The 21,389-nt window shown below is 36.8% G+C and carries 12 protein-coding genes; 4 read left to right on the forward strand and 8 right to left on the reverse strand.

The genetic code is table 11. The annotated features are described in order from the left end of the window. From A3SG_RS0101215 to A3SG_RS0101245, 7 genes are all read right to left on the reverse strand, one after another. Positions 1-626: glycerophosphodiester phosphodiesterase (locus tag A3SG_RS0101215; protein ID WP_016988187.1), on the reverse strand; the 626-nt coding region annotated here is incomplete at its 3' end. An 82-nt stretch (positions 627-708) separates the two neighbouring features. Then, a complete protein-coding gene (locus A3SG_RS0101220) occupies positions 709-2,373 on the reverse strand; it encodes an alpha-amylase family glycosyl hydrolase (protein WP_016988188.1) in 1,665 nt (554 codons plus the stop codon). 167 nt (positions 2,374-2,540) lie between these two features. Further along, the gene (locus A3SG_RS0101225; protein ID WP_016988189.1) at positions 2,541-4,418 is read right to left on the reverse strand and encodes a glycoside hydrolase family 13 protein; all 1,878 of its coding nucleotides are present in this window, start codon (positions 4,416-4,418) and stop codon (positions 2,541-2,543) included. Positions 4,419-4,633: 215 nt separating this feature from the next. Next, positions 4,634-6,949 carry a glycoside hydrolase family 65 protein gene (locus tag A3SG_RS0101230; RefSeq protein ID WP_016988190.1) on the reverse strand — a complete coding sequence of 772 codons (2,316 nt, stop codon included), beginning with the start codon at positions 6,947-6,949 and terminating at the stop codon, positions 4,634-4,636. A gap of 101 nt (positions 6,950-7,050) precedes the next feature. Continuing rightward, positions 7,051-7,704: a beta-phosphoglucomutase gene (pgmB, locus tag A3SG_RS0101235; protein ID WP_016988191.1), complete on the reverse strand. Its 654-nt coding sequence runs from the start codon at positions 7,702-7,704 to the stop codon at positions 7,051-7,053. Then, entirely contained in the window at positions 7,697-9,226 is a 1,530-nt protein-coding gene (locus A3SG_RS0101240) for an MFS transporter (RefSeq protein WP_016988192.1), read from the reverse strand. Before A3SG_RS0101240 ends, pgmB begins: the two co-directional genes overlap by 8 nt. Before the next feature lie 293 nt (positions 9,227-9,519). Then, entirely contained in the window at positions 9,520-10,545 is a 1,026-nt protein-coding gene (locus A3SG_RS0101245; protein ID WP_016988193.1) for a LacI family DNA-binding transcriptional regulator, read from the reverse strand. Positions 10,546-10,782: 237 nt separating this feature from the next. Here A3SG_RS0101245 and A3SG_RS0101250 point away from each other — a divergent pair, with 237 nt between their 5' ends. From A3SG_RS0101250 to A3SG_RS0101265, 4 genes are all read left to right on the forward strand, one after another. Continuing rightward, positions 10,783-13,722, forward strand: a complete 2,940-nt coding sequence (locus A3SG_RS0101250; RefSeq protein ID WP_016988194.1) for a SusC/RagA family TonB-linked outer membrane protein — start codon at positions 10,783-10,785, stop codon at positions 13,720-13,722. A gap of 17 nt (positions 13,723-13,739) precedes the next feature. Beyond that, positions 13,740-15,332 (forward strand): RagB/SusD family nutrient uptake outer membrane protein, encoded by a 1,593-nt coding sequence (locus tag A3SG_RS0101255; RefSeq protein ID WP_016988195.1) that lies wholly within the window; start codon positions 13,740-13,742, stop codon positions 15,330-15,332. Between the two features lie 21 nt (positions 15,333-15,353). Beyond that, a complete protein-coding gene (locus A3SG_RS0101260; RefSeq protein WP_016988196.1) occupies positions 15,354-16,412 on the forward strand; it encodes a SusE domain-containing protein in 1,059 nt (352 codons plus the stop codon). 69 nt (positions 16,413-16,481) lie between these two features. Then, positions 16,482-19,358, forward strand: coding sequence for an alpha-amylase family glycosyl hydrolase (locus tag A3SG_RS0101265; RefSeq protein WP_016988197.1), 2,877 nt, complete (start codon positions 16,482-16,484; stop codon positions 19,356-19,358). Positions 19,359-19,470: 112 nt separating this feature from the next. Here A3SG_RS0101265 and acs read toward each other — a convergent pair whose 3' ends face one another. After that, positions 19,471-21,378, reverse strand: coding sequence for an acetate--CoA ligase (acs, locus tag A3SG_RS0101270; protein WP_016988198.1), 1,908 nt, complete (start codon positions 21,376-21,378; stop codon positions 19,471-19,473). Between the last annotated feature and the right edge of the window lie 11 nt (positions 21,379-21,389).

A 21,389-nucleotide genomic window follows, 5' to 3' on the forward strand; every position in this document is an offset into this window, starting at 1 on the left:
ATTTTTTTTATGTCTTCTGGCTCGTTAACCGTCCAAGGGAAAACTGCAAATCCTTTTTCTTGTAATTGAGCTGTATTTTCTACGGTCAACAAATGATAATGCGGATGAATTGATTTTGCCTGAATAAATTTGGCGAAAGCCAAAGCTAGATCTAAATCCGTTTCAGTTAACACACCAATGCGTATCTCCCAATTCAAGAGAGCAACTTGTTGCAAGGCCGTCCAATCAAAACTGGAAACCACAAATTGGCTGTAGTTCCACTGCTTTTCCGCAATGAATTTTTCGATGAGATCAACTACTTTGCCGACAGTTTCATAGCTTTTCAATTCAATATTAACATCGCAACGTTGATCAATGAGGTTTAATACTTCGGTTAAAGTCGGGATATGCTGCCCCTTTTCTATTAGGAATCGTTTCAGTTCCAATACTGAAAACTGATTTACGGCCCCTTTTCCGTTAGTTGTTCGATCAATGGTCTCGTCATGAATCACCATTAATTCCCCATCCGCACTTAAATGCACATCTAATTCAATTAGGTCTACTTGCAGATCAATTGCTTTTTGAAAACCAATAAGGGTATTCTCAGGTTCATAACCTCTGACACCTCGATGACCTATTTTTAGCATTGGATTGATTTTTTACAAAGGTAACTAAAATAAAAAAGCACGAACCGGAATCGATTCGTGCTTTTCATATAGCGATAGATATTTATCTTTTTTCCAGTAATACAATGTCAAAATCAGTTCTAATTTTAATTTTTCCTCGAGAGACTTCGTCGACTTTTCCGGAATAGGCATCTCTAACTCGCGTTCCGTCGGGGAACACAGCGGAGACGTCCAGTACTTTCCGTCCAGTAGGCAAATCTAATCCAATGAATACTTGATCTGTATAGGTTTCTTTAGAATAGGTTCTGGAAAACGTGTAAGGTTGCGCTGAAATTTCTTTGTGTACACCAGCACCTACAGAAGGATGGTTTTTACGAAATTTCCCTAGTTTTCTCCAATGCGAAAGCGTTTTTTTTGTTTCCGGATTTTTTTTAATGGCATCCCAATTCATAGATGAACGTAAGGTGGCGTCTCCTTGAGTTCCTTCAATTACTAGAGAACGGGCGCTTTCATCACCATAAAATACTTGAGCAATTCCCGGAGAAAGTAATAGTTTTGTACCTGCTTCGATGCTTTTGGTTCTTTTGGCGTCAAAGGGGCCACCGTCATCATGAGATGATAAGTAGTTCAGAACACTGCTTCCTTTCAACTCCCCGTTTAGAATCGAAGAGTATTTTGAGAATATAAATTCATAGTCTTGTTGGGCGTCATATTTGAATTCAAAATTGATCATGCTGTTAAAGCCATTTTCGAAATAATTTACTTTTTTATCTCCAAAATCAAAATTTTTACCGGTACTAATGTTGTAGTTGTAGACTTCGGCGATGGAGTAAAAAGGGTTGTTGTCTAATACTTTTGTTGGATTTTTTTTCTTCCAAGTGGCAAATGCAAATTCGCTTTGGGTTTTAAAATCCGCCCAGACACTTGCTTCCGCGTGTTTCACGGTATCAGCACGGTATCCGTCAATTCCATAATCAGCGATATAGTCTGTCAGCCATTTGATGATATAGTAACGCGGTGTTTTTGGATAACCAGTACGTTTGAAAAAAGCATCTAATTCTTTCATTTCTTGGTCATAACGTCCTTCTTTTTTCCATTTTTCGATCAAAAAAGGAGGGAGGTCAACATTCTGTGTGCTCTCTGTTCTGATATCAGGAAGATTAGCCACTAGCGTACATTCCGTAGTATTTTGATAGTTCTTATAATCGCAAACCGGACTGGTGCGCACCCAGTAATTGGGCCACACAACGTCAGTTTCTGTAACGGGCCCGGTGTGATTGATTACCGCATCAAGGACGATTCGTATTCCGTGCGCATGTGCTTTTTTGACTAAGTTGGCCAAGTCTGCTTTTGTTCCAAAGTTAGGGTCTAAAGCCGTCCAGTCTCTTGTCCAATACCCGTGAAAAGCATAGCTTAATCCGGTACCTTCATCTACGGCATCATGAATTTGTTCTACTATTGGTGTAATCCAAATAGCATTGATTCCTAATTTATCGAAATAGCCTTCGTCAATTTTTTTTGTGATTCCCTTAATGTCCCCTCCTTCAAAACCGCGCAGTTTTCCGGTAGTTTTTCTTCTGTTGAAATTGACGTCATTTGATTTGTCTCCATTATTGAAACGATCCGTCATTAAGAAATAGACAGAAGCCGCTTCCCAAACAAAGGGCACTTTTTTTCTGGTTTTTTTTTCTGAAACTGTTTGAGTTGTTGTGCAACCCACAAGAAGGGCGAGGATTAATAGCAGAAGTGCGTTTGAATATTTTGTCATTATTGTATAGCTGATTTTTGATTTAATCTATTGCTGGTAAAGGTACTTAAAACGATACACTTTAGTGGATCGTACCTGTCGGTTCTAATTTTTCACTACAGAGTACGAGGATTTAATTTGGGAGGATCTTTGATTATTTTTTAGTTGGTACACCCTTTCTCGCTGCTTTATTGTAATTCTAAAATTACAACTGACTTAGGTTCTAAGATAATTTCTTTAGAAATGTCGAAAGTCAAGTCGCTTAGAATATCTTTTCCTGTTGTGTATGCTTTTATGCTTTCCTGGAAACGGGAAGTTTGGATTGTTCGGGTTTCGTTGCTGTTGTTCATCATCACCATGACCGTTTTGTGCTCTGTATATCTGAAATAAACATAGACATTGTTTTCAGGAATATAATGCGTCATTTTACCAAAATGTACTGCTTCGTTAGTTTTTCTCCATTGGAATAGTTTAGAAGTAAAGTCAAAATATTGATTTTGGCCAAAAGTACGGCCTTCTTTCGTAAAGGCATTGTTTTCATCGCCTAACCATCCTCCAGGGAAATCTTGACGAATGTCAGCATCTCCTTTGTCTTTATCACCGCTCATGCCAATTTCGCTACCGTAATACAATTGTGGAATTCCGCGAACAGTCGCTATTAAAGCCATGGTCATCTGGTATTTTCTAAAATCATTTTGATAGACCTCATTGATGCGGTTCGTATCATGATTTTCCGCAAAAACCATAATATTATTAATGTTCGGATATAAAAAATCATTGGCAAAATTGTCATATACTTTCACCATTCCTTTGTCCCAAGATCCGTCATCTTCATTAAAAACGGTGCCAATAGCATCGTGTAACGTGAAGTCCATAACACTTGGCAGGTAAGAATTGTAGTTTTTTATAGCACCAATTTTGCTGTCTTTTTGCCAATAGGCCATTTGTGCTTGGCTGTGCATCCAGATTTCGCCTACAATATTAAAATTGGGGTATTCGTCTGTGATTGCCTTTGTCCAAGATGCAATTCCTGCGGGTTCAGAATAGTTATAGGTGTCAACTCTGAAACCATCCAAGTCTGCGTACTCAATCCACCAGATAGCATTTTGTTTTAGGTAGTTTAATACTAAAGGATTCGATTGGTTTAAATCGGGCATTGTATTGACAAACCAACCATTAAGACAAATTTCAGTATCTATTTTTGAGGCATTACTATCGTTTATCGTAGAGCGTTTATGATTCGTTTGCGTATAGTTTTCAAATTGGTGAATCCAATCCTGTGTTGGTAAATCTTTCATCATCCAATGTTCAATTCCCCAATGGTTGACAACATAGTCCATAACTAATTTCATGTCTTTTTTGTGTATCTCAGAGGCCAAACGCACGTAATCAGCATTCGTCCCAAAACGGGGATCAATTTTATAAACGTCAGATTGAGCATAGGTGTGATAGGAGTACGCTTTGTCATTGTCCTCACAAAGAGGTGTACTCCAGATCGCCGTTGCTCCAAGAGAAGAAATGTAATCTAAGTTTTTTATGATCCCTTGAATGTCTCCACCGTGTCTTCCGCCGGGTAAATCACGATTGTATTTTTCTTTTGTAGCGGCATCGTTGTCGTTTTTTGGATTGCCATTTGCAAAACGATCAGGCATAATAAGATAGAGCATGTCTGACGCGTCGAAGCTTTTACGTTCTGCAGATTTTTCTCTCCTTTTCCTTAAGCTGTACTTATGTGTAAAAGCAACTTGATTATTCTTGTTGAACGAAAAGATAATTTCGGTAGCAGCATCATCTTTAGTGTTGATGGTAACAAATAAATAATTCGGATTCTCTGTTTTTTTTATGTTGGTGATGGCGATTGAATTGGAAGTTGTGACTTCATATTGCGCTATGTTTTTACCATAAAACAAAATCTCTAATTCGGGATTATGCATTCCGGCATACCAGAATGGTGGTTCGACCCTGTCGATTTGTGCATTTATGGTTAGAGACATAAAAAAGAGAATGAAGGTTATACTTTTTATTAAAGCTGTATTTCCTAATGAAACTGAGGTAAATTTATTCATATTTACGGATATAATGATTACTATTTAATTATTTTCAAGTAATGAAGCGAAAAAGACGACTACTCGAAATGTGTTTGTATTATTTTCGATTTAGTGATAACCAAGTTGAAAGTAGCATCTAAATCAATTAAACAATCCCAATAGATATTGGGATTGCGTGTAAGCTATATTGGGCTTTTTATTAAGTGAAAGAGTAGGCTACAAGTTCTTTACAATTAATTTTGTGTTATTGCAACCTGATTGTTTGGCGATACGGTAACATTTTCTCCATTAACAACAATGGTCAGGTTTTTAGTTCCGTCCACAGAAAAAGTAGTTTCGAAATGGGTGATTGCAACCGTTATAATTTGGTTTCTAAAATTGATTTTAAAGGAATAACCTTCCCATTGTTTCGGGATTTTTGGAGAAAAATTCAGCGTATCGTTTTTCACGCGCATTCCACCAAAACCTTCCACAATACTCATCCACGTTCCAGCCATAGAGGTAATGTGACAACCTTCTTCCACCTCTTTGTTGTAATCATCTAAATCTAAACGGGACGTTCTTAAGTAAAAAGTATATGCCATATCCATCTTGTCTAATGAAGCAGCTTGTATGGAATGTACACATGGAGAAAGCGAGCTTTCATGCACGGTAAAGGATTCATAAAATTCGAAGTTGCGTTTCAATTCCTCCTTAGAGAAATGTTCTTCAAAGAAATAAAAGCATTGCAACACATCGGCTTGTTTGATATATGGAGATCGCAATACTCGGTCCCAAGACCATTTTTGGTTAATTGGTCTTTGTGCCGGATCCATGTCTTTTACGGGAACTAAATCTTTATCTAAAAAGCCATCTTGTTGCAAGTATATCCCTAAGGCTGCAGAGACTGGAAAATACATGTTATCAGCTACCTTTTTCCATTCCTTTAGTTCAGATTCAGCTAGTTTTGTTTTTTCAATAATACGCTTGTGGTCAGACGGAAATTCCATCGAAACTTTCTGAAGCTGTTCGTACGTATAATCAATACACCATTTTGCAATAAAGTTGGTATAGAAATTATTGTTTACGTTGTTTTCATATTCATTAGGTCCAGTCACTCCTAAGATTACATATTGATTTTTATCTTTAGAAAAATTAGCTCTTTGGTGCCAGAAGCGAGCAATACCAATTAAAACTTCCAGTCCTTTTTCAGGAATGTAAGAGTAATCGCCGGTAAAGCGATAGTAGTTAAAAATAGCAAAAGCGATTGCTCCATTTCTATGAATTTCTTCATGTGTGATTTCCCATTCATTGTGACATTCCTCCCCATTCATCGTAACCATGGGATAAAGTGCAGCTCCGTTTTTGAAACCTAGATTGTTTTCAGCATTTTCAATTGCTTTTTCAAGGTGATTGTAACGGTATGTTAATAAATTACGCGCCACTTGTTGGTCTTTTGTAGCCATATAAAAAGGAATACAATAGGCCTCAGTATCCCAATAAGTGGATCCGCCATACTTTTCACCGGTAAATCCTTTTGGTCCAATGTTCAATCGGCTGTCTTTTCCTAAATAAGTTTGGTTGAGTTGAAAGATATTAAAGCGAATTCCTTGTTGTGCTTTTACGTCGCCTTCAATGGTGATGTCAGACATCTCCCAGATTTTTGACCAAGCTTCTTTTTGGTCTTCCAATAATTGATCGTAGCCCAAAGCTAAAGCAGATTGGATTACTTTTTCAGCAGCAGAAAGCGTGTTTTTATGATTTAAAGAAACCGTATATCCCCCAATTTTTTGGATTGATGATTTTTGACCTTGCGCAACTAGGACATCATATTCAAATTGAATTTTATCTGAAGTGGTATCTATTGATGAGGGCGAAATATGCACGTTCACTCCATTTTCTAAAATGCTATTTTGCATGAAAGTAGTGACCTCAAAGTGAGTTTTGAAAGTTTGAGCGGTCACAAATGCTTCATTCGCAGCTTTTTTTACCTCAAGTGGTTCCCAGAATTTTTCATCCCAGTTGGCGTCTTCATTAGTTACTCCTGCATCAATATAAGGTTTGTAAATTATTTTAGTATCCTTATTTAAAGGAGTGATTTCATAGTTAATGATTCCCACTTCGTCTAAAACGATAGAGAGGAAACGGCGGATATTGACCGCTATCTGGGTGCCGTTTTGAAGCGTTGCTATAAAGGAACGATTGTACCAGCCTTCCTTCATGTTCAATTCGCGACGAAAGTTTTTAACTTCTGTACAGGTATTTAAGTCCAAGTTTTCGCCATTTATTTCAATGTCGATTCCAATCCAGTTTGGCGCATTTAAAACTTTGGCAAAATATTCGGGATAGCCATTTTTCCACCATCCCACTTTAGTTTTATCCGGATAGTATATTCCTGCAATATAACTTCCCTGAAAGGTATCGCCTGAATAATTTTCTTCAAAATTGGCGCGCTGTCCCATTGCACCGTTCCCTATACTGAAGAGGCTTTCAGATGACTTTACGCTTTCTGCAGCAAATCCTTCTTCAATGATGGACCAATTGTCTGGTTTTATATAATCTTGGTTCATTTTATTTCAATTAGATAATTAAGCATTTAGATCATTGCTTAATTGGTTTTATTATTGATTCGAACTTTGAGAATTATCTCATTCTCTAACTAACTCCTTTTCTAATTTATTAAAGAGGCTATAAAGCCTTTTTCTATTTGGGTAAAATCCTTAAATATGTATTTAGCTTCATATAAAATCGATTCTTCTCCTATGCCGATGCTCGTCATTTTGCCAATATTGGCAGCCTGAACTCCTGCTACAGAATCTTCAAAAACTATCGCATTCTCGGGATTTACGCCTAATAGCTTAGCTGCAATCAAGAATACTTCTGGATCTGGTTTTGCATTAGTTACATCATTCCCATCTACAATGGCATCAAAATAATGTCTGATTCCCGTTTTCTCCAGAATAGGTCTTGCATTTTTGCTGGCTGATCCCAAAGCAATCGCTTGGTTTTTTTCTTTTAAGTGTTGTAGCATTGATAAAACGCCAGGTAATAGTTCGCTTTGATCCATATCCACTAAATACGTCAGGTATTCTTCGTTTTTCTGAATTAGCCATTTGTTTTTGTCTTCTTGCGTAGCCTCTACTTTGCCTATCTCTAAAATGATGTCCAGAGAGCGTACCCGGCTTACGCCTTTCAATAGCTCGTTATGTTCTAATGTGAAATCAATATTTAATTCATTTGCAATTTTTTGCCACGCCAAGAAATGATATCTGGCGGTGTCAACGATTACTCCGTCGAGGTCGAAGATGAATGCTTTCTTATTCATTTATTATAATTTTTGATTCGTCAGTAATGGTAAGAGAAATAATTCCGGCAAGAATCATCGAAGCCCCACCAATTAAAAGGGCATAAATAGGTTCGCTGTTAAAAAATTGAGAAACTAAAAACCCCAAAATGGAGGCAGCCACAAGTTGAGGGATTACGATAAAGAAGTTAAAAACGCCCATGTAATAGCCCATTTTGTTTGAAGGTAATGAACCGGATAACATGGCATAGGGAACAGAAAGGATACTGGCCCAAGCAATTCCAACACCAATCATTGGAAGCCATTCCATGGTGAAGGCTGTTGGTTCTTGTATGAAATAGATAGAGATTAGACCAAGCCCACCGCATACTAATGCAACAAAATGCGTAAATTTTCTACTTGTATATTTCGCTAATAGCGGCAATAAAAAAGCGGAAAGTGCCGCAATTAAATTATAATTGGCAAACATTTCACCTACTTGATTCGCCCCCGTGTTATATGCCTCAGACGTAGTGTCTGTCGTGCCGTAAATGTGCTGTGTAACCGCCAGCGTTGTGTAAATCCACATAGAGAAAAGCGCAAACCAAGAAAAGAATTGAACCCATGCCAGTTGTTTCATGATTGTTGGCATAAATTGAAAATCATTCATGATGGTCACAAATCCATTGGCAGTTGTATTATTTTTTTGCATTATACCGGAAACTAACATCGCTAATCCCCCTAAACCAATAAGTCCGAGTGATAGCACATACAAATCCTTCTTTAAGTCGTAATGGTAGATCACAACTGAAAATAATACACTTAAAATCAGAAATAAAATTCCTTTAGTCAAATGCGATTTTCCATTATTAACATACCACTCAGGAGAAAATTCTTCTTTTACGAAAGTGGTTTCTTTGTGTTTTTCAAAAGCTTCCAGCTCTTCAGGAGAATATTCTTTGGAGGTGATAACCGTCCATAGAACGGTAACAATAAAAACAATTCCCCCTAAGTAAAAGGAGTATTTAACTGAATCTGGAATAATACCAAGGGGAGCCGTGTTTTGAACTCCGTAATAGGTAAAAATTAACGGTAGTTTTGATGCGAAGTAAGCGCCAATTCCAATAAAAAAACTTTGCATGGCAAACCCCATTGTACGCTGTTGTTCCGGAAGGTTATCGCCTACAAAAGCACGGAATGGTTCCATCGAAACATTGATAGAAGCGTCCATGATCCAGAGCATTCCAGCAGCAAACCATAAAGCAGGAGAATTGGGCATTATAAATAATGCTGCCGAAGCTAAAATAGCGCCTGCTAAAAAATAAGGTTTTCTTCTTCCTAATTTTGTCCAAGTCCTGTCTGAAAAATAACCGATTATAGGTTGGATAATTAAGCCAGTCATAGGCGCAGCCACCCATAGAATAGGGATGTCATCAATATTAGCTCCTAAAGTCTGAAATATTCTACTGACATTTGAATTTTGCAAGGCAAAACCCATTTGAATCCCCAGAAATCCGAAACTCATGTTCCAAATTTGCCAGAAACTTAATTTACGCTTTTCCATTATCGTAATTTATATATTAACGATAAGCGCTATGCTTATCAAAACTAAACTTATTTTCGAAGTAAAAGTAAAAGCTTTGATCAGGTCAAATATAAAAATTTATTTTATTTTTTCATTTTTTGGATGTAAATAAAAAGCAACTTTTTTCACTACAAGGTTGTAGTGATTCTTAAAATAGGAAAAAGACCTAAATTAGAGGAAGGGAGTTAAAGATTAGAGCGATGAGGTATAACTTGAGATCTTGAAGATTAATAGAAAGTATGTTTTTTTTAGGGGTACATTTTATTTCAAACCTAATAAGTAGATTCTCTTTCAATGAGATGGGTTTCAATTACTTCCGTTTTGTAGTTTTCTTCCTCGTCATGTTCCTCTTCTGATTCCAATCTGTCGATCAACATTTTTGCTGCTCGATTCCCCATTTTTATACCGCTTTGACTCACGGTAGTAATAGTAGGCGTGGAGTATTTCGAAATAATCCCGTCGGTGAAAGCGATTACTGCTAAGTCTTTCGGTACATTAACGCCTATTTTGTTGGCTGTTTTTATGCTGGTTACCGCAAAAAGTTCATTCACCGCAAAAACGGCGTCAATAGCTTTATCTTCTAATAATTGCCCAATTATTATTTCGCAAGTATCTACATCTTCTATTTTAATAATTAAATTCTCATTAAAAGGAATGTCATTATCCAATAAAGCTTTTATATAGCCATCTGTCCTCAATTTCCCCACACTTACATAATCAACGGTGGTGACAAGAGCTATTTTTTTCCTCCCTTTATCGATAAGACTTTGCACTGCTTCGTAGGCAGCCATTTTATCATCGATGATGACTTTGTCACAAAGAATTTCATTAGTTACTCTGTCAAACATGACAACGGGCATACCCTGGTCGATAACTTCTGAAATATGATGAAAATCACCTTTAAATTGGGTTTCTTTCGAAAGAGACATTATGAATCCGTCGATACTTCCGTTAGCAAGCATTTCCATGTTAAGAACCTCTTTATCAAAAGAATCGTCAGATAAGCAGATGATAACGCTATAGCCATTTTCGTTTGCAACTTGTTCGATTCCATTGATGACAGTGGAGAAGAAATGGTGGACAATCTCCGGTATAATTATTCCTATGGTCTTTGTTTTTCTGTTCTTTAAACTTAAGGCAATATTGTTGGGTCTGTAATTGTAAAATTTAGCAAAAGCCTGTACTTTTAGTCGGGTATCTTCCCCGATTTCTGGACTATTTCTTAGTGATTTTGAAACCGTGGAGATGGAAACGTCAAGTTCTTTTGCGATTTGTTTAAGCGTTACTTTCCTTTTCATATGTGTGAAATTGATAATTTTTATTTTCGTAATAAAGGTAGGTTTTGTTTTTATTAATGGCAATTTAACCCTTAATTTAATGGTTAATAAATAAAGTTTTCAACACTATTACGTTTTCGTGAACTAATATAGTTGCCAGTTTGTTAAAGGTCTTAATTTTTATATAATTTTAGCACTCGAAGTAAAATTAAAAGTTAAAAACACAACCTCAAACACAAATTAATTTAAACAAAAAGTATGAAAACAATTTATAAAAAGTTGTTATTTTTAGTACTATTACTTCCTTTTAGTATTCTGGCTCAGAATACTCTTAGTGGAACTGTTCTTGATAAAGCATCAGGACAGCCCATTCCGGGAGTAAATGTAAATGTACAAGGTAGCACAAATGGCGTTTCAACAGATTTTGATGGGAAATTTCAATTGCCAAGTGCTAAGAAAGGCGGTAAAATCGTATTTTCTTTTATTGGTTATAAAAATTCAGTCATTGATTATAATGGTCAAAAAGTAGTAACGGTTGCTCTGGAGGAAGATGCAAATCTATTAAGTGAAGTGATAATCCAGGTGGGTTACGGGACCGTTAAGAAAAAAGATGCAACAGGAGCTGTGACCGTATTGACATCTAAAGATTTTAATAAAGGGCCGGTAACTTCTGCAGATCAAATGATTCAAGGAAAAGTAGCTGGTTTGCAAGTTATTAATGGAGGAGGTTCTCCAGGCGAAGGTGCTACAATCAGAATTAGAAGCGGTTCTTCATTATCAGCAAACAACGATCCTCTATATGTGATTGACAATGTTCCAGTTGCGGCTGGTGGGATTAATGGAGGAAGAAATCCATTGACGACTATCAATCAAAATAATATAGAATCGATTACTGTATTAAAAGATGCGTCGGCAACAGCTATTTATGGATCTCGTGCTTCTAATGGGGTAATTATTATTACAACTAAAAAAGGGAAAGCTGGAGAGATGCAAGTAAGTTACAATGGAAACCTTCAAGTTTCTGAAATTATTAATAAAGTAGATGCTTTAAAATCAAATCAATTTAAAGATTTTGTCACAGCTAACGGTACTGCTGCTCAAGTAGCTTTATTAGGCACTGCTGATACGAATTGGCAAGATGAAATTTTCAGAACAGCTATTGGTACAGATCATAATATCGCTTTAAGCGGTGGGACTGATAATGTTGTGTACAGAGCATCTGTTGGATATGCTAATTTGAATGGTATCTTAAAAAGAGATAACATGCAAAGAACGACTCTAGGAGTTGGTGTAACTGGAAATTTTTTAGATAAGCATTTAAAGATTGAATTGAATAACAACACCTCTTTAATAAAAAGTAATTATAGTAATAGAGGGGCAATTGGGGCAGGTATTGCGTTTGACCCTTCGCAAGTGGTTAGAAATGCTGATGGTACTTTTTTCCAATGGTATACTTCACCTACTGTAATTAATCAGTTAGCAGGAAGAAACCCTGTTTCATTAATTGAGCAGTTTGATAATTTAGGTACTTCATACAGAAGTATTGGAAATATTCAAACGGAATATAAAATGCATTTTTTACCAGAATTGAAAGCGGTAGCTAACTTTGGTTATGATGAATTGAGTGGAAGATCTTATGGTGGTACCGCTGCTAATTATCTTAACGGTATTAATGGTTCAGGATTCAATAACACCTATGAAAATACGGGCTCAAGATTTAATAAATTAATGGATTTGTATTTAAACTACAATGAGAAGGTAGACGCGATTAATACACAAATTGATGTGACGGGTGGATATACGTATCAGGATTTTAGAGATATTAATGATGGATCTTCTTTTAATTTTGAAAACAACAGAACCGTTCCTGCTGTTCCAGTTCCTTCGCGTGTGAATTTACAATCTTTCTTTGCCAGAACAAATTTCACGATTGCTGATAAATATATTATTACAGCATCCTACAGACGTGATGGAACGTCACGATTTACAGAAGCAAACCGCTGGTCAAATTTTCCTGCAGTTGCAGTTGCTTGGAAACTGAATGAAGAAAGTTTCTTGAAAGATGTAGCCAGTATCTCTATGTTAAAGCTTAGAGGAGGTTGGGGTATTACCGGACAACAGGATATTGGGGTAAGTTATCCTTCAATTCCGTTGTATCTAATTTCTAATAGCACGGCTCAATATCAATTTGGGAATTCATTTTATTCTACTTTTAGACCTCAACCGTATAACAGTAACTTGAAATGGGAGCAAACGACCACATTTAATGCGGGCCTTGATTATGGCTTATTCAATAACAGATTAACAGGAAGTGTTGACTTGTATAAAAGAACGACTAAGGATTTATTGTTGTACACTCAAAATCCATCTTTCTTTGGATTTTCAAATTTTGACAACTACAACGTAGGGACAATAGAGAATAAAGGTATTGAATTGTTAGCTGAAGTTATCGCCGTTCGTACGAATGATGTAGAATGGAGAATAGGTGGAAACGTTACTTTTCAAAACTCTAAAATCACCAAGTTGACTACTACTCAACCTAATACTCCTGGTATTAATGTTGGTGGAATTGCCGGAGGAACAGGGAATACGATACAAAATCATCAAGTAGGATATGCACCAAGTTCATTCTATGTGTATGAGCAAGCATATGGCGCTGACGCAAAACCACTTGACGGAGTTTTTATTGACAGAAACAAAGACGGAATCGTTAATGAACAAGACAAATACCGTTTTCATAAACCGGCTGCAGATGTTTTTTACGGGTTCAATACAAGTGTAAGTTATAAAAAATTCGATTTTACAATGGAATGGAGAGGATCTTGGGGTAATTATATGTACAACAATGTGGATTCTAATTTTGGAACGGATATCAATGTATTATTAAGACAAACAGATTTGTCTAATGGTGTGGCAAATCTTTTGGAAACTCGTTTTGAAAAGGCTAGTGACCTTCAATTGCATTCTGATTATTATGTGCAAGACGCTTCTTTTATTAAATTAAATAATGTGAGTGTTGGATATACTTTTAATCAAAAACCCAATTCATCTTCGTTAGTGAAAATGACATTGTCAGCTCAAAATGTTCTAATTATTACTAAATATGATGGTTTAGATCCAGAAATTTCTGGTGGTATTGATAATACTTTGTATCCTAGACCTATTATCTTTACATTAGGTTTAAACGTTAATTTCTAATACAAACAAAAAGAAAAATGAAAAAGACACAAATAAAATTATTGGGTATTTCATTGTTGCTGATGGCGTTTTTATTTCCATCATGTACTGATGATTTAAACCAAGCACCGGAAAGCAGAAATGCTATTCCTGGAGAACAATTTTTTACTGACGCAGCTTCCTATAAACAAAATCTAGCAAAACTATATGCCGGTTTTTCAACTACAGGACAATCGGGACCTGCTGGTTCTGCTGATATTTCAGGAATAGATGAAGGGGAAAGCCAGTACATAAGAGGGTATTGGTTGTTACAGGAATTAACGACTGATGAAGCAGTTATTGCCTGGAATGACGGAACAATAAAAGACCTTCATTCTCAAACATGGACTTCTTTGGATCGTTTTGTAACTGCCGTTTATGCACGTTACTCTTTCCAAATTGTAAACTGTAACGAGTTTTTAAGACAAACTACAGATGAGAAATTAGCGAGCAGGGGAGTTGACGCTACTTTGAAGGCAGAAATTGCTACATACAGAGCAGAAGCTCGTTTCTTAAGAGCGATGACGTACTGGCATGTAATTGATATGTTTGGTGGAGGTTCTTTAGTAACTGAAAACTCTCCAAGTACTTTCTTTTATCCTGAATATGCGACAAGAGCAGAATTGTACCAATTTGTTGATGAAGAATTGACAGCGATCACACCCTTATTAAAAGCGCCAAAATCGAACGAAGCATTTCGTGTAGATCAAGCTGCTGCTTGGATGTTACAAGCTAATTTGTATATGAATGCAAAAGTATACATTGGTACAGATCATTATACAGACGCAGTTCCTTTAATTACAAAAATTACGGGTTCGGCTTATAAATTACACACTAATTACAATCAATTGTTTTTAGCTGATAATGATAAAAATGGAGCGCAAAATGAATTTATTTTTGCTATTGCTTTTGATGGTCTTCGCACGCAAACGTACGGTGGAACTACATTCTTAACACATGCACCGGTTGGGGGAACCATGAAAGCTGCTGAATTTGGAATCAACGGCGGGTGGAGCGGTTTAAGAACTACTTCTTCATTTGTCGATAAATTTGCTGCAAATACAACAGATACGCGTGGACAATTTTATAAAGACGGACAAACTAAGGAAATCAAAAATATTGCAAATTTCACGGATGGATATGCTATTCAAAAATTTAGAAATGTAGATGTGAATGGTAAACAAGGTTCGGATAAAACAGGAGATTTTTCAGATGCTGATTTTCCTATTTTCCGTTTGGCGGATGCTTATTTAATGTATGCAGAATGTGCTGTAAGAGGTGCAGGTGGAAGTTTAGCTACTGCCACAACATACGTTAATGCTTTAAGAACAAGAGCCAAAGGACCGGCAGTAACTCAAGGGGATCTTACTTTGAATTTTATTCTTGACGAAAGAGCCAAAGAACTACACTGGGAAGGACACAGAAGAACGGATTTGGTTCGTTTTGGTAAATTTTCTGGAGGAAGTTACTTATGGCCTTGGAAAGGAAATGTGGCTGGAGGATCTCCAACACAGTCTTACAGAGATTTATTCCCAATTCCTGCAACAGCTTTAGCATCAAATAGTAATTTACAACAAAACCCAGGATATTAATAATTTTAAAAATTTATAAAAATGAAAAATATAACTAAATCAATAATTGCCTTATTCGCGGTAGTTGCTTTGTCTTGCAGCGTAGAAGATGTTCAAGACAGACCTGTTATCGAAGGAGTTGATTCTCCCGTATTAACAGCTCCAACATCTGGTGCGGCTTATGTACTTTCTCCTGCAAATGCAACGGCACAAGCAGAACGTTTTACCTGGAAATCCGCTAATTATGGCGGTGCTGTAGAAGTTGTTTACACGATTGAAATCGACAAAAAAGGAAATGCGTTTAAAACTCCAAAAGATTTAGCTTCTAGAAAATCAGAAAACCAAGCGTCAGTATCGGTTGAAACTATGAATAATGCAGCATTAGCATTAAATAGCACTCCTTTTGCTCCATCTGAATTTGAAATAAGAATAAAATCTACTGTTGGAACTGAAGTAATGGTCTCTAATGTAGTTGGAATAGTTATTACTCCATATACAACTGAAAACCCTAAATTATGGGTTCCTGGTGGCTATGCAAAAGCATCTGGATATCCAAATGACTGGGATCCTGCTACATCCCCACAATTGTCTGCTTCAGCATATGGTAAAGTGGATTTTGAAGGATTTATAAACTTTAATGATGCTGGTTCTGAATACAAATTCACAAGTTTCCCAGAGTGGAAAGGGGAATATGCTGCCGGAGCAACTCCTGGTACTATCCTAGCATCTGGACCAAATAATCTTAAGATTCCTGCTGCAGGTTATTATCTAATCGTAGTGGATACTGAAAAATTGACATATTCAGCTACTAAAACTGCATGGGGAATCATTGGTGATGGAACTCCTGCAGGTTGGGATAACAGTACTGCAATGACTTATGATAAAACTACAAAAGTCTGGACCCTTACGGCTAATCTAACAGCAAAAGAAATGAAATTTAGAGCTAATAACGCATGGGATTATAATCTTGGTGATACTGGAGCAAATGGTACAATGGAATATGGCGGAGATAACATCAAAGTTCCATCTGCAGGGAACTATACAATTACCTTGGACTTAAGCTCTCCAAGAAACTACAAATATTCGCTTACAAAAAATTAATATTTTTTGAATACTGAAAGGGTTGTCTTATGGGCAGCCCTTTTTTATAATTATTAAGGAATATATATCATGAAAAAAACTATACTTTTAATACTGTTTTTCTTGTCAATTGGAGTTTTTGCACAACAGCAAACAATAACGAGTTCCATCAGTCCAAATCCCTTTGAAGAAACTACTTTAATAACGATTACTATAAATGGGAATACTGTAGATGAAGTTGCGTGGGGAATTACGGATCATTCTTTATATCTGTGGGCTTGGTCTTATGATATAAATGATGCAGACAGTCGCGATTGTCCAACTAACGGCTCATGGACAAATTCTAATGAAGTAAATAAATTCACATACACCGCTGGAGCGGATATTTATAGATTTACTTTCACACCCAATGCTTTTTATAGTAGAAATGGATTAGGTAGAATAGGCTATCTTATTAAAGCTAAAGATGGAACAGGAGATAAAAAATCACAGGACAGCTATGCTGAGGTTGGTGCTTTTCAAGTAACGCTGACTTCTCCTTCGCAAAATAGTTCTACCATTATTGCTTCTGGAGGAAGTTTGAATATTGCGGCAAATAATACCGGTGGAAATGCCAGTTATAACTTAAAATCAAATGGCAGTAGTATTGATACCAATCCAACAACAGCAAATTATAGTTTTAACCATACCAATATTACTTCCAATCAAAATTATGAACTGGAAGTGACACAAGCTGGTACAACGATAGTTAAGAAATTTACCGTGATCGTAAATCCAGGAGCGGTTTCGGCCGCACTGCCATCTGGTTTATTAGATGGTATCAATTATAATACTTCAGATGCTACCAAAGCCACTTTAGTAGTCGATGCTCCGCTCAAAGACTTTATATATGTTGCGGGCAGTTTTAACGATTGGAAGCCTTCAAATACGTATTCGATGAAAAAAGACCCGATATCCGGGAAATTTTGGTTGGAACTAACAGGTTTGACGTCGGGAGTTAACTATACCTATCAATATTGGGTAGGAGAAACAACGCCAATTGCTAATTCTCCTGCATTGGTGAAAACTTCAGATCCCTATTCTACATTGGTTTTATCACCTTATGATGATGGCGGTATTCCAGCTGCAAGTTATCCTAATATGCCTGTTTATCCAGTAGGACAAGAAAGAGAAGTGACGGTTTTACAAACTGGACAAACACCTTATGCTTGGAGTGCGGCCAGCACAAATTTTGTGAAGCCAGAAAAAGATAAACTAGTGGTTTACGAACTATTAGTCAGAGATTTTGATGCCGGTAGAAATTACCAAAGTATAATTGATAGAATCGATTATTTTAAGAATTTAAAGATCAACGCGATTGAGTTGTTGCCGGTAATGGAATTTGAAGGCAATGAAAGCTGGGGGTATAATACGTCTTTTCACATGGCTTTAGACAAGTTTTACGGGAGCTCGAGTAAGCTTAAAGAAATGATTGATGTTTGCCATCAAAACGGCATTGCGGTAATTCTTGATGTTGCCCTGAATCATGCATTCGGAAGAAACCCGATGGTGAGAATGTGGATGAATGACCCTGATGGTGACGGTTGGGGATCTCCAACAGTTGAAAGCCCTTATTTTAATACGGTTGCTAAACACAGTTATAACGTAGGAGAAGACTTTAATCACCAATTACCGGGAACACAGAATTATGTGAAACGAGTAATAAAGCAGTGGATTCAAGAATATAAAATTGATGGTTTCCGTTGGGATTTAACTAAAGGATTTACACAAAACTGTACAGCTTCAGATGAGAGTTGCACTAATTCTTACCAACAAGATAGAGTAGATTTATTGAAAAAGTATGCAGATTATTCGTGGAGCTTGGATCCAACGCACTATGTTATTTTTGAACATTTAGGAGGTAATACAGAGGAACAAGAATGGGCTAATTACAGAATTGCTGAATCTCCAAGTAAGGGAATTATGATGTGGGGTAAAATGACGGATAATTATAACGACTTATCGATGGGTTATCCTGCAAACATTTCCAGAATGACAAGTGCCAGTCGTGGATTTACAGCTAATAGATTGATGGGGTATGCGGAGAGCCATGATGAAGAACGTTTGATGTATAAAAACCTACAATACGGTAATAATACAAATCCGGCTCATAATGTAAAAACTTTAGAAGTTGCCTTGTCAAGAATGTCAGCTATTGGAGCCGTTTCTTTATTGGTTCCAGGACCAAAAATGATATACCATTTTGGAGAATTAGGATGGGATACTTCTATATTTAGTTGTAAGAACGGAACGGTAAATACGCCTAATGACGCTACGTCTGGAGATTGTAAGTTAGATACAAAACCACAACCACAATGGGAAAATAATTGGGTAGCTAACAACAGTAGAAGTAAAATTTATACAGATTGGACAAAGATGATTAGCTTGAAAACAACGGAGCCCGTTTTTATAGGGACGGCAACAGTAAATAATAGTTCGTCCTTATCGCAAACGATTAAAATAACAAATACTGCTCTGGCAAATACACAACTTAAGGATGTTTTAGTACTTGGCAATTTTGATGTAACTGCTAAGGCTATCGCTACTGGTTTTCCATATACTGGTACGTGGTATAATCTGATGGACAATACCACTATTAATGTAACGGATACTTCGGCACCCATTACTATTGAGGCAGGAGGGTTTAGAGTTTATGGAAACAAAGTGGCTTCATTAGCAATAGCTAAATATGAAGGCACATCTAGTATTTATTTGTATCCTAATCCAGCTTCTAATTACTTTACTTTAAATACAAATACCACTAAAGTTCAGGTTTTTTCAATGGCAGGACAATTAGTAAAAAGTTTTGATGCAAGTCATTCTAAAGATGCTCTATTTGCTATTAGCGATTTGAGTAAAGGACTGTACATCGTGAAAGCATTAAATGAAAACAATGAAGTTCAAGTGATGAAATTTATAAAAGAATAATGTTTGGTTTTATTTCTGAAAAAGCTGTCCCTCAAAAGGCAGCTTTTTTTTTATACAAAAAAACTGCCCCATAAATGAAGCAGTTTCTCAATTGATTAAACTCAATAATAAATTAAATTTTCCCGTTCGTTATTTCTCCCACAATTTCCGGATTCAATAAAGTAGAGGTGTCTCCAAAATTAGAATAATCACCTTCCGCTATTTTACGCAAGATTCTACGCATAATTTTACCTGAACGTGTTTTAGGTAAACCAGATACAAATTGAATCTTGTCTAACTTGGCGATAGGCCCAATTTGGTTAGAAACTTGTTGATTAATTTCCTTGATTAAATTTTCTCTGTCACGATATTCCCCTGTTTCTTTTAAAATGACAAAGCCATATAATGCATTCCCTTTGATGTCATGAGGGAAACCTACAATCGCTGATTCCGCAACTGCTGGATGCTCGTTAATGGCATCTTCGATAGGAGCGGTTCCCAGGTTGTGGCCCGATACGATAACAACGTCATCGACACGCCCCGTAATTCTGTAATACCCCACTTCATCACGTAAAGCGCCGTCACCAGTGAAATACTTTCCTGGAAAGGCAGTAAAATAGGTTTCTTTATAGCGCTGATGATTACCCCAAATGGTTCTGGCAATTCCTGGCCAAGGATATTTAATACATAAGCTGCCCACTACTTGATTGCCTTCTATTTCATTTCTTTTTTCATCCATTAATACGGGTTGGATTCCTGGTAATGGTAGCGTAGCATAGGTTGGTTTTGTAGGAGTCACAAAAGGAATTGGTGAAATCATAATGCCTCCTGTCTCTGTTTGCCACCAAGTGTCGACTACGGGACATCGTTTATCGCCCACATGGTCATTGTACCAATGCCAAGCTTCTTCATTTATAGGCTCTCCTACAGAACCGATAACTTTTAAAGTATCTAATTGATATTTTTGTACATAATCTAAACTCTCTTTTGCCAAAGCACGAATTGCAGTTGGCGCCGTATAGAATTGTGTTACTTTGTGTTTAACAATAACTTCCCAAAAACGGCTGTAGTCAGGATAAGAAGGAACTCCTTCAAAAATTACCGTTGTCGCTCCGTTCAATAAAGGACCGTAGAGAATGTAGGAATGTCCAGTAATCCAGCCAATATCTGCGGTACACCAGAAAACATCGTTGTCTTCATAATTGAATACATTTTTAAAAGTATAGGCTGTGTATACCATATATCCTGCTGTAGTATGTACCATTCCCTTTGGTTTTCCGGTTGAGCCGGAAGTGTAGAGTATAAACAAAGGATCTTCGGCATCCATGATTTCTGCCGTATTATTGTCTGAGGCGGCATCTAAAAGCGGTTGCAACCATTGGTCACGTCCTTCCTTCATGTTTATGCTGCCGTTGGTTCTTTTTACCACTAATACGTTAGCAACGCAAGGAGTGTTTTCTAATGCCTCGTCAATTATTCCTTTCAAGTCAATCGTTTTGTTTCCGCGATAGCCACCATCTGAAGTGATGACCATTTTACAATCACTATCATTTATCCTAGTGGCCACCGCTGATGCTGAAAATCCGGCGAAAACAACAGAGTGGATAGCTCCAATCCTGGCACAGGCCAAAGTGGCAATCGCCAGTTCAGGAATCATTGGTAAATAGATACAAACGCGATCTCCTTTTTCTACTCCTTGGTTCCGTAATACGTTTGCCATTTTACAAACGCGTTGGTGCAATTCAGTATAGGAAATATGCAATGCTTCTTCGCTTGGATCGTTCGGTTCAAAAATGATGGCAGTTTTATCTCCTTTTTTAGCAAGGTGCCTGTCAATACAGTTTTTGGTGATGTTTACTTTAGCATCTACAAACCATTTTATATCGGCTTCCGCCATATTAAAATCAACCACTTTATCCCATTCTTGATACCAAGTGAAATTTTCGGAAGCAATTTTGTCCCAAAATTTACGTGGTTCACGAACTGATTTTTTATATTCTTTAAAGTATTCTTCTAGATTATTAATTTTATAACGGCTCATAGTTTGTTGGG

It is taken from the genome of Flavobacterium sp. ACAM 123 (assembly GCF_000264055.1).
Classification (GTDB): Bacteria; Bacteroidota; Bacteroidia; order Flavobacteriales; family Flavobacteriaceae; genus Flavobacterium.

Coding starts and splice junctions, on each gene's coding strand:
- A3SG_RS0101220 (WP_016988188.1), bottom strand. CDS start 2,373: ATGACAAAATATTCAAACGCACTTCTGCTATTAATCCTCGCCCTTCTT.
- A3SG_RS0101225 (WP_016988189.1), bottom strand. CDS start 4,418: ATGAATAAATTTACCTCAGTTTCATTAGGAAATACAGCTTTAATAAAA.
- A3SG_RS0101230 (WP_016988190.1), bottom strand. CDS start 6,949: ATGAACCAAGATTATATAAAACCAGACAATTGGTCCATCATTGAAGAA.
- pgmB (WP_016988191.1), bottom strand. CDS start 7,704: ATGAATAAGAAAGCATTCATCTTCGACCTCGACGGAGTAATCGTTGAC.
- A3SG_RS0101240 (WP_016988192.1), bottom strand. CDS start 9,226: ATGGAAAAGCGTAAATTAAGTTTCTGGCAAATTTGGAACATGAGTTTC.
- A3SG_RS0101245 (WP_016988193.1), bottom strand. CDS start 10,545: ATGAAAAGGAAAGTAACGCTTAAACAAATCGCAAAAGAACTTGACGTT.
- A3SG_RS0101250 (WP_016988194.1), top strand. CDS start 10,783: ATGAAAACAATTTATAAAAAGTTGTTATTTTTAGTACTATTACTTCCT.
- A3SG_RS0101255 (WP_016988195.1), top strand. CDS start 13,740: ATGAAAAAGACACAAATAAAATTATTGGGTATTTCATTGTTGCTGATG.
- A3SG_RS0101260 (WP_016988196.1), top strand. CDS start 15,354: ATGAAAAATATAACTAAATCAATAATTGCCTTATTCGCGGTAGTTGCT.
- A3SG_RS0101265 (WP_016988197.1), top strand. CDS start 16,482: ATGAAAAAAACTATACTTTTAATACTGTTTTTCTTGTCAATTGGAGTT.
- acs (WP_016988198.1), bottom strand. CDS start 21,378: ATGAGCCGTTATAAAATTAATAATCTAGAAGAATACTTTAAAGAATAT.